Annotated in this window: 24 protein-coding genes and 7 tRNA genes; 23 read left to right on the top strand and 8 right to left on the bottom strand. The window is 64.3% G+C overall.

Annotated elements, in window-relative coordinates; genetic code table 11:
• Positions 1-161 precede the first annotated feature (161 nt).
• The 9 genes from fabF to A9O65_RS07150 all read left to right on the top strand — a co-directional run bounded on the left by fabF (position 162) and on the right by A9O65_RS07150 (position 9,451).
• Complete coding sequence (gene fabF, locus A9O65_RS07190) at positions 162-1,400, top strand: beta-ketoacyl-ACP synthase II (RefSeq protein WP_064701757.1); 1,239 nt, start codon at positions 162-164, stop codon at positions 1,398-1,400.
• 2 nt (positions 1,401-1,402) lie between these two features.
• Positions 1,403-2,260 (top strand): aminodeoxychorismate lyase, encoded by an 858-nt coding sequence (gene pabC / locus A9O65_RS07185; RefSeq protein ID WP_244534485.1) that lies wholly within the window; start codon positions 1,403-1,405, stop codon positions 2,258-2,260.
• Positions 2,257-3,261 carry an endolytic transglycosylase MltG gene (gene mltG, locus A9O65_RS07180; protein WP_064698777.1) on the top strand — a complete coding sequence of 335 codons (1,005 nt, stop codon included), beginning with the start codon at positions 2,257-2,259 and terminating at the stop codon, positions 3,259-3,261. The genes pabC and mltG overlap by 4 nt, the downstream gene beginning before the upstream one ends.
• An 18-nt stretch (positions 3,262-3,279) precedes the next feature.
• On the top strand, positions 3,280-3,933 hold the full coding sequence (tmk, locus tag A9O65_RS07175) for a dTMP kinase (RefSeq protein ID WP_064701756.1): 654 nt from the start codon (positions 3,280-3,282) through the stop codon (positions 3,931-3,933).
• Entirely contained in the window at positions 3,930-4,919 is a 990-nt protein-coding gene (locus tag A9O65_RS07170) for a DNA polymerase III subunit delta' (protein WP_170825717.1), read from the top strand. Before tmk ends, A9O65_RS07170 begins: the two co-directional genes overlap by 4 nt.
• 58 nt (positions 4,920-4,977) lie before the next feature.
• Positions 4,978-5,805 carry a TatD family hydrolase gene (locus A9O65_RS07165; protein WP_064698775.1) on the top strand — a complete coding sequence of 276 codons (828 nt, stop codon included), beginning with the start codon at positions 4,978-4,980 and terminating at the stop codon, positions 5,803-5,805.
• 75 nt (positions 5,806-5,880) lie between these two features.
• Positions 5,881-6,435, top strand: coding sequence for a DUF1285 domain-containing protein (locus A9O65_RS07160; RefSeq protein ID WP_064701755.1), 555 nt, complete (start codon positions 5,881-5,883; stop codon positions 6,433-6,435).
• Positions 6,432-8,630 carry an ATP-dependent helicase gene (locus tag A9O65_RS07155; protein WP_064701754.1) on the top strand — a complete coding sequence of 733 codons (2,199 nt, stop codon included), beginning with the start codon at positions 6,432-6,434 and terminating at the stop codon, positions 8,628-8,630. Before A9O65_RS07160 ends, A9O65_RS07155 begins: the two co-directional genes overlap by 4 nt.
• A complete protein-coding gene (locus A9O65_RS07150; protein ID WP_064701753.1) occupies positions 8,627-9,451 on the top strand; it encodes a sulfurtransferase in 825 nt (274 codons plus the stop codon). Before A9O65_RS07155 ends, A9O65_RS07150 begins: the two co-directional genes overlap by 4 nt.
• 17 nt (positions 9,452-9,468) lie before the next feature.
• Here A9O65_RS07150 and A9O65_RS07145 read toward each other — a convergent pair whose 3' ends face one another.
• Both A9O65_RS07145 and A9O65_RS07140 read right to left on the bottom strand, forming a co-directional pair.
• Positions 9,469-10,239 (bottom strand): MipA/OmpV family protein, encoded by a 771-nt coding sequence (locus tag A9O65_RS07145; protein WP_064701752.1) that lies wholly within the window; start codon positions 10,237-10,239, stop codon positions 9,469-9,471.
• Between the two features lie 286 nt (positions 10,240-10,525).
• Positions 10,526-10,807, bottom strand: coding sequence for a hypothetical protein (locus A9O65_RS07140; protein WP_064698770.1), 282 nt, complete (start codon positions 10,805-10,807; stop codon positions 10,526-10,528).
• Between the two features lie 123 nt (positions 10,808-10,930).
• Between A9O65_RS07140 and pdxB the strand changes: the two genes are divergently transcribed.
• The gene (gene pdxB / locus A9O65_RS07135; protein ID WP_064701751.1) at positions 10,931-12,073 is read left to right on the top strand and encodes a 4-phosphoerythronate dehydrogenase PdxB; all 1,143 of its coding nucleotides are present in this window, start codon (positions 10,931-10,933) and stop codon (positions 12,071-12,073) included.
• Positions 12,074-12,188: 115 nt separating this feature from the next.
• On the opposite strand, the gene htpX is transcribed toward pdxB, so the two are convergent.
• The 4 genes from htpX to msrB all read right to left on the bottom strand — a co-directional run bounded on the left by htpX (position 12,189) and on the right by msrB (position 15,952).
• On the bottom strand, positions 12,189-13,088 hold the full coding sequence (htpX, locus tag A9O65_RS07130) for a protease HtpX (RefSeq protein WP_064698768.1): 900 nt from the start codon (positions 13,086-13,088) through the stop codon (positions 12,189-12,191).
• A 127-nt stretch (positions 13,089-13,215) separates the two neighbouring features.
• Positions 13,216-14,445, bottom strand: coding sequence for a pyridoxal phosphate-dependent aminotransferase (locus tag A9O65_RS07125; protein WP_064698767.1), 1,230 nt, complete (start codon positions 14,443-14,445; stop codon positions 13,216-13,218).
• Between the two features lie 65 nt (positions 14,446-14,510).
• Positions 14,511-15,464, bottom strand: coding sequence for a ribosome biogenesis GTPase YlqF (ylqF, locus tag A9O65_RS07120; protein WP_064698766.1), 954 nt, complete (start codon positions 15,462-15,464; stop codon positions 14,511-14,513).
• A gap of 86 nt (positions 15,465-15,550) precedes the next feature.
• Positions 15,551-15,952, bottom strand: coding sequence for a peptide-methionine (R)-S-oxide reductase MsrB (gene msrB, locus A9O65_RS07115; protein WP_064698765.1), 402 nt, complete (start codon positions 15,950-15,952; stop codon positions 15,551-15,553).
• Between the two features lie 168 nt (positions 15,953-16,120).
• On the opposite strand from msrB, the gene A9O65_RS07110 reads away from it, so the two are divergent.
• From A9O65_RS07110 to A9O65_RS07055, 12 genes are all read left to right on the top strand, one after another.
• Positions 16,121-16,196: transfer RNA gene (locus A9O65_RS07110), tRNA-Glu, on the top strand.
• A 24-nt stretch (positions 16,197-16,220) separates the two neighbouring features.
• Positions 16,221-16,295 (top strand) — tRNA-Gly (locus A9O65_RS07105).
• 24 nt (positions 16,296-16,319) lie between these two features.
• Positions 16,320-16,395: transfer RNA gene (locus A9O65_RS07100), tRNA-Glu, on the top strand.
• A 26-nt stretch (positions 16,396-16,421) separates the two neighbouring features.
• Positions 16,422-16,496, top strand: a tRNA-Gly gene (locus A9O65_RS07095).
• Positions 16,497-16,520: 24 nt separating this feature from the next.
• Positions 16,521-16,596 (top strand) — tRNA-Glu (locus A9O65_RS07090).
• A 27-nt stretch (positions 16,597-16,623) separates the two neighbouring features.
• Positions 16,624-16,698: transfer RNA gene (locus A9O65_RS07085), tRNA-Gly, on the top strand.
• A gap of 362 nt (positions 16,699-17,060) precedes the next feature.
• Positions 17,061-18,017 (top strand): ABC transporter ATP-binding protein, encoded by a 957-nt coding sequence (locus tag A9O65_RS07080; protein WP_064698764.1) that lies wholly within the window; start codon positions 17,061-17,063, stop codon positions 18,015-18,017.
• Positions 18,014-18,787, top strand: coding sequence for an ABC transporter permease (locus A9O65_RS07075; RefSeq protein ID WP_064698763.1), 774 nt, complete (start codon positions 18,014-18,016; stop codon positions 18,785-18,787). The genes A9O65_RS07080 and A9O65_RS07075 overlap by 4 nt, the downstream gene beginning before the upstream one ends.
• The gene (queF, locus tag A9O65_RS07070) at positions 18,787-19,620 is read left to right on the top strand and encodes an NADPH-dependent 7-cyano-7-deazaguanine reductase QueF (RefSeq protein ID WP_064698762.1); all 834 of its coding nucleotides are present in this window, start codon (positions 18,787-18,789) and stop codon (positions 19,618-19,620) included. The genes A9O65_RS07075 and queF overlap by 1 nt, the downstream gene beginning before the upstream one ends.
• 91 nt (positions 19,621-19,711) lie before the next feature.
• Positions 19,712-20,272: a nitroreductase family protein gene (locus A9O65_RS07065; protein ID WP_064698761.1), complete on the top strand. Its 561-nt coding sequence runs from the start codon at positions 19,712-19,714 to the stop codon at positions 20,270-20,272.
• Positions 20,269-20,784, top strand: coding sequence for a YiiD C-terminal domain-containing protein (locus A9O65_RS07060; RefSeq protein WP_064701750.1), 516 nt, complete (start codon positions 20,269-20,271; stop codon positions 20,782-20,784). Before A9O65_RS07065 ends, A9O65_RS07060 begins: the two co-directional genes overlap by 4 nt.
• A 137-nt stretch (positions 20,785-20,921) precedes the next feature.
• A tRNA-Ser gene (locus tag A9O65_RS07055) sits at positions 20,922-21,009 on the top strand.
• Positions 21,010-21,217: 208 nt separating this feature from the next.
• Here A9O65_RS07055 and A9O65_RS07050 read toward each other — a convergent pair.
• A complete protein-coding gene (locus A9O65_RS07050; RefSeq protein WP_064701793.1) occupies positions 21,218-21,685 on the bottom strand; it encodes a cupin domain-containing protein in 468 nt (155 codons plus the stop codon).
• Between the two features lie 275 nt (positions 21,686-21,960).
• Here A9O65_RS07050 and A9O65_RS07045 point away from each other — a divergent pair, with 275 nt between their 5' ends.
• Positions 21,961-22,863, top strand: coding sequence for a cation diffusion facilitator family transporter (locus A9O65_RS07045; protein ID WP_064701749.1), 903 nt, complete (start codon positions 21,961-21,963; stop codon positions 22,861-22,863).
• A gap of 37 nt (positions 22,864-22,900) precedes the next feature.
• Here A9O65_RS07045 and A9O65_RS07040 read toward each other — a convergent pair whose 3' ends face one another.
• Entirely contained in the window at positions 22,901-24,490 is a 1,590-nt protein-coding gene (locus A9O65_RS07040; protein WP_064701748.1) for an ABC-F family ATPase, read from the bottom strand.
• Between the last annotated feature and the right edge of the window lie 111 nt (positions 24,491-24,601).

Below are 24,601 nucleotides of genomic sequence, written 5' to 3'. Positions count from 1 at the left end.
ATGCTATGTGGGAGCATGGAAGCGGTACCGGACTCGCGCGTTGCCTTTCCCCGGTTCCCGGGGCATTGCATGGCGTACAGCGAGCGATGAGTCGGGTATAATGCCAACAATGAATGCCCCTGGATGGGCTGCACTATCTTGAGATGTCTGGAGGAAAGCTGATGGCTCGCAGAAGGGTTGTGGTGACCGGGCTGGGCCTGGTTACCCCTGTGGGAAACACCGTCGACGAGAGCTGGCGGAACATCGTGGCCGGCAAGAGCGGTATTGCCCCGATCGAGCACTTCGATGCCAGCGGCTTCAATACGCGTTTCGGTGGCTCAGTGAAGAATTTCGATATCAGCCCCTACCTCAATCCCAAGGATGCCAGGAAGATGGACCTGTTCATCCAGTATGGGGTGGCGGCTGGTGGCCAGGCAATCGAAGATGCCGGCATCGAGTGCACCGAAGACAACGCTCACCGCATCGGCGTGGCCATCGGGTCCGGCATTGGCGGCTTGCCGATGATCGAGCATAACCACAAGGCCTTGCAGAAGGGCGGTGCGCGACGCATTTCTCCGTTCTTCGTGCCGGGCTCGATCATCAACATGATCTCCGGCAACCTGGCGATTCAGCATGGCTTTCGCGGCCCCAACATCGCCATCACCACCGCCTGTACCACCGGCACCCATAACATCGGCTACAGCGCCCGGACCATTGCCTACGGCGATGCCGATGTCATGATCTGCGGCGGTGCCGAGATGGCGACCACGCCTCTGGGGCTGGGCGGCTTCTCCGCGGCGCGGGCGCTTTCCACCCGCAATGACGATCCCGAAGCGGCCAGTCGGCCCTGGGATCGGGATCGTGACGGCTTCGTGCTGTCGGACGGCGCTGGCGTCATGGTGCTGGAAGAGTACGAGCATGCCGTCGCCCGGGGCGCGACCATCTATGCCGAGCTGAGCGGATTCGGCATGAGCGACGACGCCCACCACATGACCGCGCCCCCTGAAGACGGCAGCGGCGCGGCGATGTCGATGAGCAATGCCATCCAGGACGCCGGTATCGCGCCGTCGGCCGTCGATTACATCAATGCCCACGGCACCTCGACCCAGGCCGGCGACCTCGCCGAGAGCCGTGCGGTGGAACGGGTGCTGGGCGAGGCGTCTCGCGAGGTCGCCGTCAGCTCCACCAAGTCGATGATCGGCCATCTGCTCGGTGCGGCCGGTGCCGTCGAGGCGGTATTCAGCGTGCTGGCGATTCGCGACCAGGTGGCGCCGCCGACCATCAACCTGGACAATCTCCAGGAAGGCTGCAACCTGGACTACGTGCCCAATACCGCCCGCGAGATGAAGATCGATGTGAGCCTGTCGAACTCCTTCGGCTTCGGCGGCACCAACGGCACCCTGGTCTTCTCGAAGGTGTGAGCTTGTCATCCGAGGACATCGCGGACGGAGAGGGCGTGCCCTTCGATGACCGTGGTCTGGCCTACGGTGATGGCCTGTTCGAGACCGTTCTGGTCCGGGATGGCGTGGCGACGCTGTGGGAGGCCCACATGGCGCGCCTCGTGCGCGGTGGTGAACGCCTGGGCATCCCGGTGCCGTCGCGCTCGGCCCTGGATGCCCTGCCGGCCCGAGCCGGCGCAGGCCTCTGGGTGCTCAAGCTGACCCTGACTCGTGGCAGCGGCGGGCGCGGCTATCGGCTTCCCGACATGCCCGCGCCACGCCTGCGCTGGCGTGTCACCCCCTTCACTCCGTCCCCTGAACGCTGGTGGCAGGGGATTCGCGTGCGTCATTGCCGATTGGCGTTGGGAATTCAGCCGCGCCTTGCCGGTCTCAAGCATCTCAACCGACTGGAAAATGTCATGGCCCGTGCCGAGTGGCAGGACCCGGAGATTGCCGAGGGGCTGCTGTGCGACAGCGAGGGGCGTCTGGTCGAAGCGACCAGCATGAACCTCTTCTGGCAACGGGCAGGGCGCCTGGAAACGCCCGGTCTGGCTCGCTGCGGCGTGGCCGGCACGCTGCGGGACGCCTTGTGTCGGCGTCTCGGTATCGAGGAAGTGGATGCCGGCCCCGAAACGCTCGAGAGTGCCGAGGCGGTCTGGCTTGGCAATGCCGTGCAAGGACTCTGGCCGGTGCGGCGCCTCGATGACGACCAAGGGCAAAAGCTGGCGGACTGGCGTATCGGCAGGCTGCACCGAGCGCTGCAGGCCGAGGCCCATGCGCTCCTGGGGTATCCGTGCCATGACGACGATGCGGGCGAACGAGACGAGGAAGACGAGGCATGAAACGTGCGCTGAAGTTCCTGCCGCCATTGGTGATCCTGGTCGCGCTGGTCGTCGGTGGGGGATACCGTTACTGGGAGACGCGCCTCGACACACCGCTGTCGATCGAGGCACCGCTCATCTACGAAGTGCCGGAAGGGGCCGGCTATCATCGGGTCATCGCCGAGCTCGACGAGCGCGGCATCCTCGAGGATGCCTGGGCCTTCCGCCTGCTGACGCGTCTCGACCCCGATGCCGTGCCTTCGCTCCGACCGGGGGAATACCGGCTCGAGCCGGGCATGGACGGGCAGGCGCTGCTTGAGCGCCTGCGTCGTCACGAGTTGGTCAGCTATGATCTGACCATCCCGGAAGGCTGGACCTTCGAGCAGATGCGCGCCGCTCTGAATGCGGCGGAAAAGCTCGAACACGAGACGCAGGCGTTGAGCGATGCCGAGGTCATGGCGCGGCTGGGCCGCGAAGGCGAGCATCCCGAAGGGCGCTTTTTCCCCGATACCTATCGTTACCGCAAGGGCGTCAGTGACCTGGATATCCTTCGCCAGGCCATGGTCCGGATGGATGAAGTGCTCGAGGCGACCTGGGCCGAGCGAGCCGAGGACCTGCCCCTGGAGACGCCCTACGAGGCGCTGATCCTGGCCTCGCTGGTGGAGCGCGAGACCGGCGCGCCGGAAGAGCGGGGGCGCATCGCCGGCGTCTTCGTCCGCCGCCTGGAACGGGGCATGCGCCTGCAGACCGACCCTACCGTGATCTATGGCATGGGTGAGCACTACGATGGCAACATCACCCGAGCCGACCTGCGCGAGGCCACGCCCTACAACACCTACGTGATCGAGGGCCTGCCGCCCACGCCGATCGCCCTGCCGGGGCGCGCCTCGCTGGAGGCGGCGGTGAACCCTGCTGAGGGCGAGGCGCTGTATTTCGTGTCCCGGGGCGACGGCACGCATCATTTCTCGCGCACATTGCGCGAGCACAATAACGCCGTCAATCGCTACATTCGCAACCGCTGAGTGCCAGGAGGCGCCACCATGCAACGCCGAGGACGCTTCATCACCCTGGAAGGCGGCGAAGGAGTGGGCAAGTCCACCAACCTCGCACTGGTGGCCGATCATCTCGAGGCGCATGGCCTCGAGGTGGTCCGCACCCGAGAGCCTGGCGGCACCCCGCGGGCGGAGGCCATCCGTGGCTTGTTGCTCGACCCCGCCGGCGACGAGCCTCTCGACGATGATGCCGAGCTGTTGCTGGTGTTCGCGGCCCGCGCCCAGCATCTGGCGCGCGTGGTGCGGCCGGCGCTCGAACGGGGCGCCTGGGTGGTCTGCGATCGCTTCACCGATGCGACCTTCGCCTACCAGGGCGGCGGGCGAGGCATCGACACGGCGCGGATCGCCGAGCTGGAAACTTTCGTCCAGCGCGGCTTGACGCCCGACCTGACCCTTCTGCTGGACATGCCCATGGCAGCGGCCCAGCATCGCCTGGAGGGGCGCCTCGATCGCGATGGAGGTGAGCGGGACCGCTTCGAGCGTGAACGTGCCGAGTTCTTCGAGGCTGTGCGCCAAGCCTATCTGGAACGGGCCGACGAGGCGCCGGAGCGCGTTTACGTGGTGAATGCCGACCAGCCGCTGGACGCCGTGCAGGACGAATTGAAGGCGCTGCTCGACGGTTGCCTGGAGGCGTGGGCATGACGGAAAGCATGCGTCCCTATCCCTGGCTGGCGGAGCGCTGGAAGGAAATCACCCGTCTCGCCGACACCGGACGCCTGCCGCACGCGCTGCTGTTTGCCGGACCGAAGGGCATCGGCAAGCAGTCGCTGGCCGAGGCGTTGATCGCCCGGACCCTGTGTGCCGCACCTGGTGAATTCGCCTGTGGCCAGTGCCACGCCTGCCAGATGCTGGCCGCCGGTTATCATCCGGACCTGATGCGAGTGTCGCCGGAGGAGGGCAAGCGCCAGATTCGCATCGGCCCGGTGCGCGACATCAATGCCTTCGTTGCCCAGACTGCCCAGCAGGGCGGCTATCGGGTGATCGTCATCGCGCCGGCGGAAGCCATGAACGTGGCGGCGTCCAATGCCCTGCTAAAGAGTCTGGAGGAGCCCGGCGGCAGGACCTTGTTCGTGCTGCTGTCCGACATTCCCTCGCACCTGCTGCCGACCATCCGTTCGCGCTGCCAGCAATGGAGTCTGACGGCGGCGGACGAGATGCAAAGCCTGGCCTGGCTGGCCGAGCGGCTCGGCGGTGAGGATGATGCGCGCTTCTGGTGGCGCGCCTCGGGTGGGCTGCCGTTGCGTGCCCTGGAACTGGCCGATCCGCAATCCCGGGCCTTGCGGCAGCAGCTCCATGAAACCTTCGATGCCCTGGTGCGCGGCGCCGAGCCGGTAGCCGAGGCCGCGCGACTGGATCGGCAGTCGATCGATGCCATCCTATGGTACGGTATCGCCTGGCTCGAAGATCTGATTCGCCTCGGGCTGTCCGGTGTCAGCGACGAGTTGCGCAACCCCGACCTGCTGCCGTTGTACCGCCAGGCGGTCAAGAACGCCCGGGTCCGCGACTGGTTCCGGCTGCTGGACTATGCTCGTGAACAACGACGCCTGCTGGCCGAGGGGAGCAACCCCAACCCCCAGTTGGTGCTGGAAGCCTGGCTGGTTCGCTGGGCGGCCTTGTTGAGATCCTGAGCCACGGCACGACACCGGACGGTGTTCCTTTCATTATTCAAACCGGTGAAGCTAGCGCATGTTTGTCGATTCCCACTGTCATCTCGATCGTCTCGACCCGCGTACCCATGACGGTGATGTCGGAGCGGCCCTGGCGGCGGCCCGCGCTCGTGGCGTGCGTCAGTTCCTGGCGATTGCGACCACGCTCGAGGGCATGCCCGGCCTTGCCGCTCTTGCCCGTGAGCACGATGATGTAGCGATTTCTGCCGGTGTGCATCCGCTACACGAGGTGCCCGAAGAGCCGAGCGTCGAAGCGATCATGGAGGCCGCCGACGGTCATGGCGCCGTGGCCATCGGTGAAACCGGGCTCGATTATCACTACGATGGCGTGCCACGCGAGGTGCAGTACGAGCGCTTTCGTCGCCACCTGATCGCGGCTACCCAGTTGGGTCTGCCGGTCATCATCCATACCCGTGAGGCCCGGGAAGATACTCTGGCGCTGATACGCGAGCACGTCGATCCCGACGTGGGCGGTGTGCTGCACTGCTTCACCGAAGACCTGGACATGGCCCGCGAGGCCGTCGGCCAGGGATTTCATATCTCGTTGTCGGGCATCGTCACCTTCCGCAATGCCAGTTCGGTCCGCGAGCTGGCGCGACGCCTGCCCCTTGATCGCCTGCTGATCGAGACCGACAGCCCTTACCTGGCGCCGGTGCCGCATCGCGGCAAGCCCAACGAGCCGGCCTGGGTGGTGGAAGTGGCCGAATGCATCGCTGCCGAGCGAGGGATCAGCGTCGAGGAAGTGGCCATGCAGACTACCGCCAACTTCTATCGGCTGTTCAAGGCGGCCGCGCCCGAAGCCTCGAGCGAAGTGCGTCAGTCACTGGCCAAGGCCGGCCTGGTCTAGCCTTCGTTCATCGGCCTTGCGGGCAAGCCTGCTCGTTGGCGTCTTGCCTGCCCATTGCTGCTGGAAGGAGCGCGCATGCCTCTGGACTCACTGCTGGACGACATCGATGCCTCGGGCGGGATTCCGCCGGTGGATCGCTGGGCGCCCGAGCATGCCGGCGAGATGGATCTGTTGATCGCCGCCGATGGTCGCTGGATTCACGAGGGGGGCGTCATCGCCCGGCCACGCCTGGTGCGTCTGCTCTCCACGATCCTGCGGCGAGAAGGCGATGGCTCGCACTGGCTGGTGACGCCCGTCGAGAAGCAGCGTGTCCAGGTCGAGGACCTGGCCTTCATCGCCGTCGATGCCGAGCGCGACGACCAGGGCTACTGGCATGTCGTCACCAACCTGGGCGACCAAGTGCGGCTCGATGCCACCCATCGCCTGAGCGTCACCGCCACGCCCCGCGGTGAATGGGTCCCCGAAGTGCCGGTGCGCTTCGGTCTGGCCGCGCGGCTCGGGCGTAATCTCTTCTATCGACTGATCGAGCAGGCCGAGGAGCGCACCGACGAGCAGGGTGTGCCCTGGCTGGGGTTGACCAGCGGTGGCGCCTGGCACCCGTTGGGTCGGCTGGACGGCGCGGCGCCATGAGGTTGACGTCGGAACAGCGTGCCGTCATCGCCCATGAAGCGGGTCATGCCCGGGTCGCGGCGGTGGCCGGTGCCGGCAAGACCACCACCATGGTTGCGCGGGTGCTGAAACTGCTCGAGCGCGGTATTGCCCCGTCGCGTCTGCTGGTACTGATGTTCAATCGTTCCGCCCGCGAGGACTTTCAGACACGGCTGGCGGCCATGGCGCCGGCAGGGCAGCGGTTGCCCGACGTGCGCACCTTTCATTCTCTCGGCCATCGCCTCAGTCAGAGCCTGACCCGCTGGGGTGTGCTGTCACCGCGTCAGTTGCTGACCGCTGACTGGCAACTGGAACGCCTGCTGCGCCAGGCCTCGCTGAATGCCCTGGAAGGAGCGCCAGACGCGCGCGAGACCGCCCTTGACGCCGACAAGCTGGAAGCCCTGGCACACTTCTGCGGATTGGTGAAGGCGGAAATGGCCGACCCCGCCGAGCTGTATGCGCGGCTCGATTTCGGCGACGGTACCGAGCATTTCGTGGGCGCCTTCGAGCAGGCCGAAACCCTGCTCGCCGATCACGGCCTGATGACCTACGCCGATCTGATCTATCGTCCGCTGCTGGCACTGGAAGCCGACGCGACCCTGCGCGCGCGCGTTCAGGGGTTTCTCGATCACGTCATCATCGATGAATATCAGGACATCAACGTCGCCCAGCAGCGCTTGCTGGCCGTCCTGGCGGGCCGCGAGGCGGCGGTGATGGCGGTAGGGGATGCCAACCAATGCATCTACGAATGGCGTGGCGCCCATCCCGACACCATGCTCGAGAACTTCACCGCGACCTTCGGTGCCGCCCATGACTATCCGCTTTCGACGACCTTCCGGCATGGCCATGCCCTAGCGCTGGTGGCCAATCATGCCATCGATGCCAATCGGCGGCGCCCCGACCAGACCTGCCTGGCCGCGCCCGACAATCCGGCGACCCAACTGTCGGTGAACCAGGGCAGCCAGGCGTTGCTGAACGAGCTGGCCGCCTGGCAGCGCCAGGGCCGAGACCTCTCGGAGGCTTGCCTGCTGGTACGCAGCTGGGCCTTGTCGGTCCCGCTGCAATTGGCGCTGCTGCGCGCCGGAGTGCCTTTCCGGCTGGCTCGGGAGGACCGTTTCGTGTTCCGCCTGCCGCTGGTTGAGGCGCTGGCAGGGTATCTGATGCTGGCCCGGGATGCTTCCCTGCTGCAGGACCCTGGCCACTTGCTGACGCTGTTGTCCCAGCCGACGTCTTTCGTGCCTCGCGAGCGCCTGGCGGCGCTGGCGGCGCGTTTGGCCGAGACCCAGCGCTGGCCCGAGCGTCACGACCCCTTGCTGGAGGGCATCAAGCCCCACCAGCGGCGCACCCTCAAGCGCCGCTGGGCGCTGCTGTGCGAGCTGCCCAAGCTCTCGGCGTGGTCGCCCGCTCGCCTGCTGGGGCATGTGATCGAGGCGGTGGAGGCGGAAAAGGTGCTCAAGCGTGCCGCCGCGCGCCGTGACAAGGGCGAGGAGGATGTGCGCCTGCTGGATGTGCTCATCGAGCAGGCCAGCGAGGTGAGCGATCTGGGGGCCTTCACTGAGCTGTTGAGACGCCCGGTGGAGAACCGTGACGATGGCGTTTTGATCAACACCGTGCACGGTGCCAAGGGGTTGGAGTGGCCGCTGGTGGTGCTGGCCGGTGCCAACGAGGAAGATTTTCCGCACTATACCCGGGACAATCCGTTGAATCCCCAGCGGCTCGAGGAAGAGCGACGGCTGTTCTACGTAGCCATTACCCGGGCTCGGGAACGGCTGGTGATGCTGCACGACGGCGGTGATCATCGGCCCAGCCGCTTCCTTGGTGAAACCGCCTGGGAGGATAGCCTGCGCGTAGCGCAGCGCCTGGCGGCTCCGGATGACACGACGCCCCTGGCGGTGACGCGGCCCGACCTGGTACGCCGCTACCTGGCGGCCCTGTCGCCGGATTCGCCGATCGACCTGCCGGTCGAAGCCGCCGAGCGCTCGGGTGTCGCCGAGCGTGGGGCTGACTATCGGGTCGGCCAGCGGCTGAATCACGCAGTGTTCGGCGAAGGAGAGATCAGCGTGGTGGAGGGCGACCCGGCCAACCCGGTAATCGAGGTACGTTTCCTCCAGGCTGGACGGCGGCGACTGATCGCCAGTCGAGCCCCTATCGAACTGCTGGAAGGAGAGCACGCATGAGCGATGTTCTGATCGGTGCCGAGGCACTGCGCCACTGGCTGAGCGAGCCGCAGACCCCTGTGGTGCTGGATTGTCGGGCACGGCTCGGGGAGCCTGAGGCTGGCGCTCGTCTGTGGCGCGAGGGACATGTCCCCACTAGCCGTCATCTCGACCTTGATCGAGACCTGGCCTCGTCGCCCGGTGTGCGAGGCCGTCACCCGCTTCCCGCTCCCGCTGCTTTTGCCGCGACGCTGCGACGGCTGGGTGTCGAACCGGGTCGCCCCGTGGTGGTGTATGACGACATGGGCGGGCAGCTTGCCGCGGCGCGTGCCTGGTGGATGCTGGCTCGGTGGGCGGGGCATCCGGACGTGCGGGTGCTCGATGGCGGGCTGCCGGCCTGGCAGAAGGCAGGCGGTTCGCTGGAGGAGGGCGAAAAAGCGCCGGCCGCCGCGAGCGATTGGGCGCCCGCCTTTGATGACGATACCTGGGTCGAGGCCGACGAGGTCTTCTCCAGCCGGGCGCTGAAGCTCGATGCGCGCTCCCGGGAGCGGTTTCGCGGCGAGCACGAGCCGGTGGATGCGCTGGCGGGGCATATTCCCGGCGCGTTCTGCCGGCCCAGCGCAGACAACCTGGACGAGAGCGGGTGCTTCAAGTCGCCGACCGCGCTGCGCGAGGCATTGCCGGAAGCGAGTGATGTCATCAGCTACTGTGGCTCCGGGGTCACCGCCTGCCACAATATTCTGGCCCACGCCGTGGCCGGCTTGCCGCTGCCCAAGCTCTATGTCGGCTCCTGGAGCGAGTGGATTCGCGATCCGGCGAGACCCATCGCCACGGGTGACTAGGCAGCCCATCTGAGCACCTAGAAGTTGTAGTTGATGAATCCACCCACGTAGGACTGGGTCGCATCACCGATCTCGTCGACGATGGGGCTATCCTTGGCGTCGCCGGTCAGACGTGACACGCCGACCATGCCTGTGATGGACCATGTCCGCGTGAGATAATAACTGGCGCTGGCATTGGCACCGATGCGGAAATAGCCTTCGTTCGGTGAGTACGCCTCCAGCCCAGAGCGCCGACTCTCCTGCGCGGAAATGCCGAACATGTCCTCGGTCCAAGCATCGCTCCCATAGGCAATGTTCGGGCCTAGCGAAACGGAGAGCCGTTGGGTCAAGCGCGAGCGCCAATGGGCCTTGGCGCTGGCATGGTAGCCATCCACGTCCCCGCTCAGCGGCGTTTCCACGGCCGCGCTGTACTGCCAATGTCCCTCGGTGTATTCGGCTCGCAATCCCGCCGTGACGCCTCCGTCGACCTCATCCAGGCGGTGCAGATCGTCGTCGTTGTCGCGTCCGAAGGTGTAACCGAGAAACGGCGATACCCGCCAGCCATTCCGATGAATGACATTCCAGCCCACGCCATCGCGTGGGTTGATATACATGCTATCGCCATAGGTCAGGTTGACCGATGGCCATATGGACGTCTCGTAGTCGTCGCTTCCCAGATAATCGGGAGCGTAAATCGCCCCCGCGCCCAGACTTCCTTGCCAGCCGCTGTCCTGTGCCTGGCTGGGTATTGCCACCGCCAGCATCGGTAGCATCACGGCCAGCGCCGCGTATCGATATCCTGCCTGCATGCCGCCCGACTCCCTGGATTCATTGCATGACCACCGGTTGGCCGCCCGCCATTTTGCAGGCACACCCCCGACCCTTTACATACAGTATCGTAGGTATCCTTGCCGCGCCAGCCGGTTTACTGGTCGTCCACTGTGACCACCTGGCTGTCGTTGAAAACGTGCATGGCCCCCAATTCGAAGGCCTCGAAACCGTCGTGAAGCGTAGAGCGTGACATCCGCTGCAACCGTCATCCCCTAAGACAGAATGTCCCAATATCGGAACAAGCTGATTTATGACACTGTAGAGCTAGGCGGAGTCGAGCAAGGAGAGTTGCTTCACGGCATCCTGGCCTTCGGGGCTATGATCGTCGGCCTCCAGAACCTTGTGGAAGCCTCGCGAGGCCTGGATGGTCGCCTCGTCGTCGAGCCACATCATCGCCTGGGCATGGTCGTCGGCAAGCTGGTGCTTCAAGCCGCCGAACTGGGTGCCGATCTGCCCCCAGGCACGACTGAATATCCAGTCGCCGAACATGTCCTGGTGGACATGTATCAGTACATAGTCATGGTCGGTTTCCCAGCGGACGATCACGGTGGCTCCGGTGTTGGTAGCGTGGTGGCGGCGCTGGCGGCACCGCTCGTGTAACATGCTCGATATTGTAAGGCCTTGTGCCCGGGGCTCAAAGCCGACGGGCCGGCGCGGGAGGATACCATCATGCGGATCATCGTCGATGCCAACGTTCCCGAAGCCCAGCGCTGTTTCGGTGCGCTGGGCCAGGTGGTCAGCGTGCCCGGACGCGAGATCAATGCCGCGACGGTACGCGATGCCGATGCCCTGGTGGTGCGTTCGGTCACTCGGGTCGATGAGGATCTGGTGAGGGATTCTCGGCTACGCTTCGTCGGTACCTGCACCATCGGCACCGATCATGTCGATACGCGGGCATTGTCCAGGCACGGAATCGGGTTCGCCAGCGCCCCGGGGTGCAATGCCGAGGCCGTGGTCGATTACGTACTGGCGAGTCTGGCGACCCTGGCCGAGCGAGAGGGTTTTCGGCTCACCGAGCGTCGCATCGGTGTCATCGGTGTCGGCAATGTCGGGGGACGACTGCTGGCGCGGCTGCAGGCACTGGGCATCGACTGCCTGGCCTGTGATCCGCCGCGTGCCGAGAGGGAAGGTCGCACGGACTTTGCCGACCTGGACACCCTAGTGGATCGCTGCGACGTGCTCTGCCTGCATACGCCGCTGGTGCAGGAGGGGGCGCATGCCACGCGTCACTTGCTCGATGCCTGCCGGATCGCCGAATTGACGCCCGGCACGCTGGTGCTCAACGCCGGCCGGGGCGACTGCGTGGATGGCCAGGCTCTGCGCGGCCGGTTGTCGGGGCGGGGAGACATCGCGGCGATACTGGATGTCTGGGAGAACGAACCCGGCATCGACGCGGCCCTGCGCGACCAAGCCGAGCTCGCCACGCCGCACGTGGCCGGTTACAGCCTGGATGGCAAGCTGCGTGGCACACATCAGATATATCGTGCCTTGGCGCGCCATGTCGGGCTTCCTGTCCGGATGGGCGAGGCGGAGCTGATGCCGGCGCCGCCCGTGCCACGTCTGGTGCTGGATGCCGGGCTCGAGATCGAGGAAGCGCTACGCGTGTGCATGCGTGCCGTCTACGATCCGCGTCGTGACCACGATGCGCTCCGGCAGCGAGCCCGGCATCTGGGGCTGGAGGAAGGTTTCGATGCTTGTCGGGCGAACTACCCGCTGCGTCGTGAGTTCTCGACTCTCGAGGTGGTCCTCGAAGCGGCTGCTTCCCACCTCGCCGAGCCGCTGTCGGCGGCGGGGTTCAGGGTCACAACGTGAAGCGCCAAGCATGAAACCGGAAGGAAAAGAGGGAAGGCATCCCTGGCGCCCCAGGTCCATGCCTTCCTCCTCAAAGGCGCTCGGCGCCGTTTCTATTCCTGCCAGCGGCGCGTCTTTACTGCCGATAGGCGGCTTCCTTCAGGGCGCGGATGCGCTCGTCCAGCGGTGGGTGGCTGGCGAAGAGTTTTTCCATCAGGCGGCGTGACTGGCCGGTGGTGATGGCAAAGGCGGTCAGGGTGTCCGGCATCTGGTCCGGCATCTGGGTCTCGGCCTTGAGGCGTGCCAGGGCGTTGATCATGGCACCGCTGCCGGCCAGGCTGGCACCTGCGGCATCGGCGCGATATTCGCGGAAGCGCGAGAACCAGGCGACGATGGCCGAGGCGATCAGGCCGAAGACGATCTCGGCGACGATGACCACCGCGAAGTAGCCGAAGAAGCCCAGCCCGCCGTTGTCGTCCTTGCGCAGGAAGCTGTCGACCAGTTGCGCGACGACGCGCGCGAAGAACATCACGAAGGTATTGAGCACGCCCTGGATCAACGCCAGGGTGACCATGTCGCCGTTGGCCACGTGACCGATCTCGTGAGCCAGCACGGCACGAATCTCTTCGGGCTTCATGCGGTTGAGCAGGCCGGCGGAAACGGCCACGAGGGCGTCGTCCTTCTTCCAGCCGGTCGCGAAGGCGTTGGACTGCTGGGCCGGGAAGATACCGACCTCCGGGGTCTTGATACCGGCGTCGCGCGCGAGTTCGGCCACGGTATCGAGCAGCCACTTCTCGGTGGCGTTGGAGGGCGTCTCGATGACCACGGTGCCGGTGGAGCGCTTGGCCATCCACTTGGAGATGAACAGCGAGACCATCGACCCTGCCATGCCGAAGATGAAGCAGAAGATCAGCAGCCCGGTCATGTTCATGCCGTTCTCGGAGAGATAGGCGTCCACGCCGAGTAGTCGCAGGGTGATGCTGGCGACCAGGATGACGGCCAGGTTGGTGCCCAGAAAGAGCAGGATTCTCATCATTGCCGGATATCTCCCGTCGAGATTGTCGCGCCCGGCCGGGAATCGGCGGACGCGGCGATGGTAAAGCCTTGCATTAGATACGGGCTTTCGCCAAGGGTTTCAAGCCTGGCGTCAAGCGTAGGTCCAACTATTGGCGATAACGTGACAGGAAGCGCGCGAAGCGCTCCAGGGCATCGTCGAGCTGGTCGACCCAGGGCAGGGTGACGATGCGCACATGATCGGGTTCGGGCCAGTTGAAGGCGCTGCCCTGGACGAGCAGGATCTTCTCCTGGAGCAGCAGGTCGAGCACCATCTGTTGGTCGTCCTGGATGTTGAAGACCTTGGGGTCCAGGCGCGGGAAGGCGTAGAGCGCGCCCTTGGGTTTGGTGCAGCTGACCCCGGGAATGGCATTGAGCTTGTCAAAGGTGATGTCGCGCTGGGCGAGCAGCCGGCCGCCAGGCAGGATCAGGTCGTTGATCGACTGATAGCCGCCCAGGGCGGTCTGGATGGCATGCTGGGCCGGGACGTTGGCACACAGGCGCATCGAGGCAAGCATGGTCAGCCCCTGGATGAAGTCGCCGGCACGCTTCTTGGCCAGCGTGCCCGAGAGCGTCATCCAGCCGCTGCGAAAACCGGCGCAGCGGTAGCTCTTGGAGAGCCCGTTCATGGTCACCACCAGCTGGTCCTCGGAGGCCAGGGCACCGGTGGCGACATGCTCGACCCCATCGTAGAGGATCTTGTCGTAGATCTCGTCGGAGAACACCACCAGGTCGTGTTCCCGGGCGATGTCGAGCAGCTCGCTGACGACCTCCGGGGGATAGACGGCTCCGGTAGGGTTGTTGGGATTGATGATGACGATGGCTCGGGTATGGCTCGTCACCTTGGCGCGGATATCGTCCATGTCCGGCGCCCAGTCGGACTGCTCGTCGCACAGGTAGTGTACGGCGCGGCCGCCGGAGAGGTTGGCTGCCGCCGTCCACAGCGGATAGTCGGGAGCCGGGATCAGCAGCTCGTCGCCATCGTTGAGCAGCGCCTGCAGCGCCATCACGATCAACTCGGAGACGCCGTTGCCAATGTAGATATCCTCGATGCCGACGCCGGGGATCTCCTTGCGCTGACACTCCTGCATGATCGCCTTGCGTGCCGAGTAGAGCCCCTTGGAGTCGCAATACCCTTGGGCGGTGGGCAGGTTGCGCATCACGTCCTGAAGGATCTCTTCGGGCGCTTCGAAGCCGAATGGCGCCGGGTTGCCGATGTTCAGCTTGAGGACTCGCTGGCCTTCGTCCTCCAGACGCTTGGCATGTTCGAGCACCGGGCCGCGGATGTCGTAGCAGACGCTGTCGAGCTTGTGCGATTTATTGAGCGGGGCAGTATCCATGTCGTGCTTCCAGGGGTGTCCAGGTATGGCCGGAATGTCGGGCTCTTGATGGCGAGGCTTGCCGCTTATTCGGCGCTCGCGTCCGGGTCGGCGTCTTCTACTTCTTCGGGTGCCGGAATGTCGGCGGGTGTCTCCAGGGTCAGGCGCCCCAGCTTGCCGTCGCGAAGCTCGTGCAGCAGCACTTCGGCCCCACGATGAAGATCCACTTCGCCGCCGGCACGCAGTCCGCCGCGCTTGCCGGCGATGGCCGCCAGGATGGCGTGACCGTCGAAGCCGGCCTGTGCCAGCAGGTCGGGGCCGGGGGCACCATCGGCCTCGATGCGTTCGGCCTCGGGATTCGGCCGGTAGACCGGCAGCTCCTTGAGCTTGAAGCGACTCGAGAGGGCATTGGGGTAGCGTCTGGCGAGCTCTGCCGCCGTGACGATCGCGACATCCACGTAGTCGATGGCAGTGTCGCGGATCGCGCCGCTGGCGGCCAGTCGGTAGGCGCTGGCCTGATCTTCGATCTTCGGCCACAGCACGCCCGGGGTGTCGATGAGGGCGACCTGGCCGGCGATGCGGACCTTCTGCTGGCGCTTGGTGACGGCCGGTTCGTTGCCGGTCTTGGCGATGGTACGCCCGGCCAGGCCATTGATTAGTGTCGACTTGCCGACGTTGGGAATGCCCATGACCATGACGCGCACGTCGCGGTCGGCCCGGACCTGACCGGCCAGTTCATGGCACAGCTTGGGAACGCGCTTGAGCTCCCGGGCCTGGGTGGTGGTTACGGCCAGCGCGCGAACCTCGGGCTGGGCATCGAAGTGGTTCGTCCATTCGCGGGTGCGCTCGGGGTCGGCGAGATCGGCCCGGGAGAGGACCTTGAGCACCGGCTTGTGGCGGGTCAGGCTCGCCAGCATGGGATTGGCGCTGGAGTAGGGCAGGCGGGCGTCGAGCACTTCGATCACGACGTCGATTTCCGGCAGCGCCTCGAGAATCTGGCGGCGCGCCTTGTTCATGTGTCCCGGGTACCAGCCGAGCATCGGCCCCTCCTGCTTGCCTTGTAGCGGTGAAAACGCGAAAACGGCCGACCATCATAGCAGATGACCGGCCGTCGCAGGGGCCGCCTTCATTCGCCGGAGTGGAAGCTCAGGGCCACTGAGTTGATGCAGAAACGCTGCCCGGTGGTCTCCGGTGGGCCATCGGGAAAGACGTGGCCGAGATGGGCGTTGCAGCGTGCACAGGTTACCTCGATGCGTTGCATGCCGTGGCTGTTGTCGGGCTGCTCCTCCACACACTCCGAGGAGAGTGGCCGGTCGAAGCTTGGCCAGCCGCAGCCGGCCTCGAACTTGTGCTCATTCTCGAACAGGGGAGCGTGACAACACACACAGTGGTAGATGCCATGTTCCTCGGTGACCTGGTAGTCACCCGTGAAAGGACGTTCGGTGCCCTTTTCGCGAGTGACGTGGTATTGCTCCGGGGTGAGCTGCTCGCGCCACTCGGCGTCGCTCTTCTCGATTTTCTTGCGCATGGGCGGTCTCCTCGTCGTGCCTGCCTGTCTATTGTGACATTCAAGTCGGTCTTTTTTTCCAGTCAGCATCGCCAACGTTGGGTTGATAATCAACGGGATGGGTGTCGGGGTTGACTCTTTTCGAGGCGCTGAGTAATATACGCGCCACCTCGACGAGGCGAGCGAAACGTCCCATTCGTCTAGTGGTCTAGGACACCGCCCTTTCACGGCGGTAACAGGGGTTCGAACCCCCTATGGGACGCCACTCGACTCATCAAGGTACCGGAGTGCGGGAATAGCTCAGTGGTAGAGCATCGCCTTGCCAAGGCGAGGGTCGCGAGTTCGAATCTCGTTTCCCGCTCCAGGTTTTCGACATGGAAACCGATGCGTCCCATTCGTCTAGTGGTCCAGGACACCGCCCTTTCACGGCGGTAACAGGGGTTCGAACCCCCTATGGGACGCCACCTTCCGGTGCTCGACAGTGCGAAGCGCGGGAATAGCTCAGTGGTAGAGCATCGCCTTGCCAAGGCGAGGGTCGCGAGTTCGAATCTCGTTTCCCGCTCCAGGTTTTCGACATGAAAGCCGATGCGTCCCATTCGTCTAGTGGTCCAGGACACCGCCCTTTCACGGCGGTAACAGGGGTTCGAACCCCCTATGGGACGCCACCTCGCAATGCCGACACACCACAATATGCGGGAATAGCTCAGTGGTAGAGCATCGCCTTGCCAAGGCGAGGGTCGCGAGTTCGAATCTCGTTTCCCGCTCCATTATTTCGTTGCCCCAGTTTCAGTGAATCAAGCAAGCGGTGCCAAGGCTCGGGCCACGATCCGGTGCGCCGGTCCGATCGCATCACGTTTCCGCTCCAGTGTGACGGTGAATCAAGCGGTGCCAGGGCTCGAGACGCGATCTGGTAGGCTGGTTCGATCGAATCGTTCCTGCTGCGGCGTTCACGTTTTCTTCTTCGGTATCCCATCGTCAAGCCTGACGCGTCATCGTCGTCATCCGCATTCCGCCGCGGTGCGACCTGTTGCATACAACCGGTATTGTTTGCGGGCTACTTGAATCGATGATGACATGCCCCCATGTCATCGGGCTTCGGTGACATCCACCCAGCTTCGAAGGATCGCTCATGGCCGAACCGGCGCTGTCCATCCGTGGTCTGACCAAGGTCTACGGCAATGGATTCCAGGCCCTCAAGGGCATCGACCTCGACGTTGCCCAGGGGGATTTCTATGCCCTGCTGGGCCCCAATGGCGCGGGCAAGTCGACCACCCTGGGGGTGGTCTGCTCGCTGGTACAGAAGACCGACGGCAAGGTGTCGATCTTCGGTATCGACATCGATACCGATTTCGCACGTGCCAAGTACCATCTCGGTGTGGTGCCCCAGGAATTCAACTTCAATCAGTTCGAGAAGGTCATCGACATCATCCTGGCCCAGGCCGGGTATTATGGCATGTCGCGACGCGAGGCATTGCCACGGGCCGAGCAGCTATTGCGTGACCTGGGCCTGTGGGACAAGCGCAACGGCAGTGCTCGCATGCTGTCCGGCGGCATGAAGCGACGCCTGATGATCGCTCGTGCCTTGATGCACCGCCCCAGGCTGCTGATCCTCGATGAGCCGACGGCCGGCGTGGATATCGAGTTGCGGCGCAGCATGTGGGAATACATGCGGTATATCAATGAGGTGGAGGGGACGACCATCATCCTGACCACCCACTATCTGGAAGAAGCCGAGAGCCTGTGCCGCCATGTCGGTATTATCAACCATGGGCGTATCGTCCGTGACACCAGCGTGCGTGATCTGCTCGCCGAGCTGAATACCGAAACCTTCCTGTTTGACCTGGCCCATCCGGTCGAGCAGGCGCCGCATGTCGAAGGCTTCGAGGTCCGTCAGGTGGACGAGGCCCAGCTCTCGGTGATGGTGCATCGCGGCCAGCGACTCAACGACGTCTTCGAGGCGCTGGGGGAGCAGGGCATCGAGGTGATGTCGATGCGCAACCGGGCCAACCGGCTGGAGGAGATGTTCGTCTCCATGGTGGAAGAAGGCCAGGGCGCCACTGACCAGGACACGGAGGTACGCGGATGAATGCCACACAGACCGCCATTGCGCTATGGACCCTGGTGATCAAGGAGATCAAGCGATTCACGCGGATCTGGCCGCAGACGCTGCTGCCGCCGTCGATCACCATGGCGATGTACTTCATCATCTTCGGCAACCTGATCGGCTCGCGCATCGGTGAGATGGACGGTTACTCCTACATGGATTTCATCGTCCCCGGCTTGATCATGATGTCGGTGATCACCAACAGCTATTCCAACGTGGCCTCCAGCTTCTTCTCCAACAAGTTCCAGCGCAGCGTGGAGGAGATGATGGTCTCGCCGATGCCCAACTGGGTGATCCTTGCGGGCTTCATTCTGGGCGGCATGGCGCGGGGACTCGGTGTCGGCATCATCGTCACCGTTGTGTCGTTGTTCTTCACGCGCATCGAGGTGGCGCATCCGCTGCTGACCGTCGGCGTGGTGGTGCTCACCGCGGCGCTGTTCGCCACGGGCGGCTTCATCAACGCCCTGCTGGGCAAGAAGTTCGATGACATCTCCATCGTGCCGACCTTCGTGCTGACGCCGCTGACCTACCTCGGCGGGGTGTTCTACTCGATCTCGCTGCTGCCGGCCTTCTGGCAGGGCGCCTCGATGCTCAACCCCATCCTCTACATGGTCAACGTCTTCCGTTACGGCTTTCTCGGCGTTTCCGACATTCCGGTGGGCTGGGCGCTGGCCGCCATCCTCGGCTTCATCGTGGCGCTGTTCGCCGTGGCGTTGTGGATGCTGGAGAATGGCAAGGGGATCCGCAGCTGATGAACGACCGTCCCGACTCCCTGGCCGATGCGCCCCTGGGGCGCGAGTCCGCTTATCCCGAGCAGTATGATGCCGGATTGCTCTATCCCATCGAGCGCGCCATCAATCGTGCCCCGCTGGGCATCGAGGAGGACGCCTTGCCGTTCGTCGGCGAGGATGAATGGCATGCCTTCGAGCTGTCGTGGCTCAATGCCAGAGGCAAGCCGATCGTCGCCGTGGCACGTTTCCGGCTGCCGGCATCCTCGCCGCGACTGATCGAGTCCAAGTCATGGAAGCTCTATCTCAATGGTTTCAACCAGAGCCGCTTCGCCTCGACCGAGCGCGTGGTTCGGGTCCTGGAACACGATCTTTCCGAGGCGGCCGGCGCCCCGGTCGGGGTCGAGGTCTTCGGTGTCGATGACCCGGTGCTGACACCACGCGCCCTGCCTGGAGAGAGTATCGACGAGCAGGATATCGAGATTGCCGACTATACCCCCAGCGCCGAGCATCTGACGGTGGGGGAGGTGATCGTCGAGGAGACCCTGCACTCGCACCTGCTCAAGTCGAATTGCCCGGTGACCGGTCAGCCCGACTGGGGCAGCGTGATGATTCGCTATCGGGGCCCGAAGCTGGATCGCGAGGGGCTACTGCGTTATCTGGTCGGCTATCGCCAGCACCAGGACTTCCATGAGCACTGCGTCGAGCACATCTTCACCGATCTGATGGCGAGGGCCAGGCCCGAGCGGTTGCTGGTGCTGGCACGCTATGTGCGCCGCGGTGGTCTCGATATCAGTCCCTGGCGGGCTACACCGGGCGAATGGCCGCCATCGCCGTTGCGCCTGGCCCGGCAGTGATCGAGCGCACACAAGGGCCGAGTCGAACTGGTAAAGTGTCGAGAGCTCTTCTCGTTGCTGACTGCTTTTTCGATTACGTAAGGAATGCGCGATGGATGCAATGACGCTGCTGCACGAACGTGGCTCCATGGGCAAGCTGACGGGGCCGGCGCCCTCGGCCGAGCAGCTCGACGCCTTGTATCGGGCCGCGCTGCGCGCCCCGGATCACAAGGAACTGCGGCCCTGGCGCTTCGTGGAATTCTCCGGTGCCGGGCTCGAGCGTCTCGGCGAACTGTTTGCCGAGGCCGAGTTCCGCGAGAATCCGCATATCGATGACGCGGCCCTGAATGCTGCGCGCAAGAAACCGCTGCGCGCGCCGATGATCATCGCCGTGATTGCTCGCGTCACGCCGGACGAGCCCAAGGTGCCGCGCGTGGAGCAGGTGCTCTCCGCCGGTTGTGCCGCTCACGGCCTGTTGCTGGCGGCCCACGCCCAGGGGCTCGGTGCCATGTGGCGCACCGGGCGATACGCCTTCGATCCCACCGTGCGCAAGGGGCTCGGGCTCGACGAGCAGGACGAACTGGTCGGTTTCATCTACCTCGGCCAACTGGGTGGCCGACATCGCCCTCTGCCCGAACACGATCCCTCGGACTTCGTGGAGCGCTGGTCGTGAGCGAGCGCAGCATCGGTATCGCCCATCCACGTCTGCCGCTGCCTGAGCGGGGCGGGGAGGATGCCCCGGCCGTCTTCCTCGACTGGCTCTTCCAGGCAATACCGCTGGCGGGCCGGCTGGGTATACAGGGCATGGAGCGCGATGGTGACGCCCTGATCTGGCAGCTGGCACTGGCGCCCAGCCTGAACGACAAGGGCACCGGCTTCGGTGGCGCCCTGGCTGCCCAGACCACTCTGTTGGGCTGGTGCTGGGCCACGCTCTGGCTGCGTCGCCACGGTTACGACCGTGACGTGGTCGTGGCCGAATCGCAGCAACGCTTTCTTGCTCCTGTGACCGGTGACTATCGACTGATCTGCACACCCCAGGCGGAGGAGGCCAGCGTACGCCTTGCCGAGCGCATGGAACGCCGGGGCAAGGGACGCATCGCCCTCGTCCAGCGGCTCTGGTGTGGCGATACTCTCTGCCTCGAGGCCCAGGGCGACTACGCCGTGCTACCCGAGCGGCGCGCCTGACGCCGGCGTCGCCCGACAATCCGAAAACCGGCTTGCATTCGCGGACTTAAGTCGCTAGTATACGCGCCGTCCTTGAGAGAAAGAGGGCGCAATTCTCGGGCGTCGCGCCGCAGTGCCGAATTCGAGAATGACAATGCGGAGGGGTGTCCGAGTGGTCGAAGGAGCACGCCTGGAAAGTGTGTAAGTCGAAAGGCTTCGAGGGTTCGAATCCCTCCCCCTCCGCCAGAACAGCAGATCAAGCCGCCCGTCGAGGCGGCTTTTTCGTGTCTGGGTCCCCGCCATTATCGGTTTTCCGTGTTTCTCTCGGTTTCACCTACTGTTATCCAATGGCAGTATTTTTGGGTGGTTCTGGTGTCGGATCTACCTCATGCCGAAGTAGCCGAGTCGCTCCCCTCAGGAAGTGCAGCCGGTGTCATGATAGCGCATAGAGCGTTCAGTAGGGCTCGCCGTTCTTGTGGCAGAAGCCGCCCTTCGCTGGCAGGAAGAGGTCGATGTCCGGGTAGTGAACTTCATCTTCAGGCGGGCGGCTACCAACCTCAAGGTAAGTCGCCCAAGCACGGCTCTTGTTCACCATGTGGTGGCCATCTGCCTTGCCGGCGGGAAAGGCAGCGACCATGCCAGGTGTCAGTACCTGTTCACCGGCGTCGGTGATGAGGGTCAGCTCACCTTCCAGCACGTAGACGAATTCATCCTCGTGGCTGTGCCAGTGACGTTGGGAAGAGGGCGCGCCCGGTGGCAACCGAACCAGGTTGACTCCGAATGCGGTGAGCCCTAATGGGTCACCAAGGGCTCGCTTCTCGCGGTTGCTGCAGGCCGATCCCCAAGGCTCCGGATAAGAGGACCCCATGCGCGGCTCCAGGCGCTCAGGGTCGAGGGCGGGCTGTTTAGGACCATCGCTCATGCATTTCTCCATACCGATTTCGTTGTGTAGTTGCTGTCATGGTTACAGGGAAGCGTAGGGAAGCGTCGTGAAATCTTCTACTGGCATCAGCCCGCTCTGTTGAAGTTACCCTGATTCTGGGTATTCCACTGCTGGGAAGGAGGAGTCCGCTTCGCCAAGGCTTCCAGCCGATCGGTAATGTCGAGTGGGCAAGCTACTGCCATGGCAGCGGTCGACTCGCGGCCGGAAGGGGACGAGAATGAGGTAGGCGGTATCCCCTGACGGAAGGAGAGCTGATGTCTCATCAACATGATCATGGCGCCCATGGGGAGCACGACAGCCAGCGACGCCTGGGCTGGGCCATTCTGCTCACGGGGAGCTTCATGGTGGCCGAGCTGGTCGGTGGCGTGCTGTCGGGGTCGCTGGCGCTGCTTGCCGATGCGGGGCACATGCTCACCGATGCCGGAGCGTTGGCGCTGGCCCTGTTCGCCGCCTGGATCAGTCGGCGTCCGGCCGATACGCGGCGCAGTTATGGGTATCATCGCGTTCAGGTGCTGGCGGCCTTCGTCAATGGCCTGACGCTGATCGCCATCGTCGTCTGGATTGCCATCGAGGCGATCCGCCGGCTGTTCGCGCCGATCGCCGTGGCTGGAAGTACCATGCTGGTGATCGCCGGGCTCGGGTTGGTCGTCAACCTGGTGGTTTTCGCCATTCTGCACATGGGGGATCGCGAGAACCTCAATATTCGCGGTGCGGCCCTGCATGTGCTGGGCGACCTGCTGGGGTCGGTGGCCGCGATCATTGCCGCCGTGGTGATACTGCTGACCGGCTGGACGCCGATTGATCCCTTGTTGTCGTTGCTGGTGGCGGCGCTCATCTTGCGCAGCGCCTGGAAGTTGACGCGGGAGTCCGGGCATATCCTGCTGGAAGGCACGCCGGAAGGTTTGGATGTGGAGCGGGTCAAGCGTGAACTTGCCGAGCAACTGCCGGAGGTCCGCGATGTGCATCATGTGCATGCCTGGTCACTGACGCCGGGGCGCCATCTGATGTCGCTGCATGCGATTCTGGATGAGGAGGCGGACCAGGAGCGGGTGCTGGTCGAGATCAAGGCGATGCTGAGCGACGCCTTTGCCGTCGAGCACGCGACGATTCAGGTCGAGTCGTGGAAGGGCTGTGTCGATGAGGTCGGCCACTCATGATGGGCGGAGGTGCTGCCCATCATGAGCGAGGGAACGCTTATCCGGCAACGCCCTGGCTGCGCAGATAATCATCATAACTACCGCTGAAATCGACGATGCCGTCGTCTTTCATCTCGATGATGCGCGTGGCCAGCGAGCCGACGAACTCTCGGTCGTGGCTGACAAAGATCAGTGTGCCGGCATAGTGTTCCAGTGCCAGGTTGAGTGCTTCGATGGATTCCATGTCCAGGTGGTTCGTGGGCTCATCCATGACCAGCACATTGGGTTGTTGCAGGATGAGCTTGCCGAACAGCATGCGCCCCTGCTCGCCACCCGAGATGACCTTCACCGACTTGCCGATCTCATCGTTGGAGAACAGCATCCGTCCCAGGGCGCCACGTACAGTCTGCTCGCCGCCGGTCGTCCACTGCTGCATCCATTCGAACAGCGTCTCGCCGCCGTCGAAATCCGCCGCGTGGTCTTGCGCGAAGTAACCGACCTCGGCGGCATCGGTCCATTTCACTTCGCCGGCGTCGGGTGGCATCGTGCCCATCAGGCATTTGAGCAGGGTGGTCTTGCCGATGCCATTGGGCCCGATGATAGCCACGCGCTCCCCTGCTTCGATGCGCAGGCCAAGGCGCTCGAACAACACATTGTCGCCCCACGCCTTGGTGAGATCCTCCACTGCCAGGGCGTGGCGGTGAATCTTCCGGTTCTGCTCGAAGCGAATGAAGGGGCTGACGCGCGAGGAGGGCTTGACCTCCTCGAGCTGAATCTTGTCGATCTTGCGCTGGCGCGACGTCGCCTGCTTGGCCTTGGAGGCATTGGCCGAGAAGCGGCTGACGAATTGCTGCAACTCGGCAATTTCCGCCTTCTTCCTGGCATTCTCGGCATGCAGGCGTTCGCGCGCCTGGGTGGCGGCGGTCATGTACTCATCATAATTACCGGGGAACAGCCGCAGCTCGCCGTAGTCCAGGTCCGCCATGTGGGTACAGACACTATTCAGGAAGTGGCGGTCGTGGGAGATGATGATCATGGTCGATGAGCGTGCCTTGAGGATGTCCTCGAGCCAGCGAATCGTGTTGATATCGAGGTGGTTGGTCGGCTCATCGAGCAGCAGTACGTCGGGGTCGCTGAACAGCGCCTGGGCCAGCAGCACGCGGAGTTTCCAGCCCGGCGCGACAACGCTCATCGGCTGGTCGTGCTGTTCGAGGGGAATGCCCAGGCCCAGCAGCAGCTCGCCGGCACGGGCCTCGGCGGTATAGCCGTCGAGCTCGGCGAAGCGCACTTCGAGATCGGCGACCGCCATGCCATCTTCTTCACTCATCTCGGCCTGCGAGTAGATGCGCTCACGCTCCGCGGTGACGGCCCAGAGCTCCTCGTTGCCCATGATCACGGTGTCGATGACACGCTCATTCTCGAAGGCGAACTGATCCTGGCGCAACTTGCCCAGACGCGTGCTGGCATCCTTCATGACCTGGCCGCTGGTAGGCTCCAGATCGTCGCCGAGAATCTTCATCAAGGTCGACTTGCCGCAGCCATTGGCGCCGATCAGGCCGTAGCGATGGCCCTGGCCGAATTTGACGGAAACGTTTTCGAACAGCGGCTTGGGGCCAAACTGCATGGTGATGTTGGCGGTAGAGAGCACGGCGGAAAATCTCGCGGGAGGATCATGAATGAGAGACCTCGGCCGACACCGGAAGCGGTTTGGACCAAAGTAGAGGGCGCATTGTACGCGCCGGAACACGGGACTATCTAC

The sequence above is a fragment of the Halomonas caseinilytica genome, assembly GCF_001662305.1.
Classification (GTDB): domain Bacteria; phylum Pseudomonadota; class Gammaproteobacteria; order Pseudomonadales; family Halomonadaceae; genus Halomonas; species Halomonas caseinilytica.
Note: the sequence above shows the minus strand (reverse complement) of the source record. Positions and strands in the feature narration are given on the sequence as shown.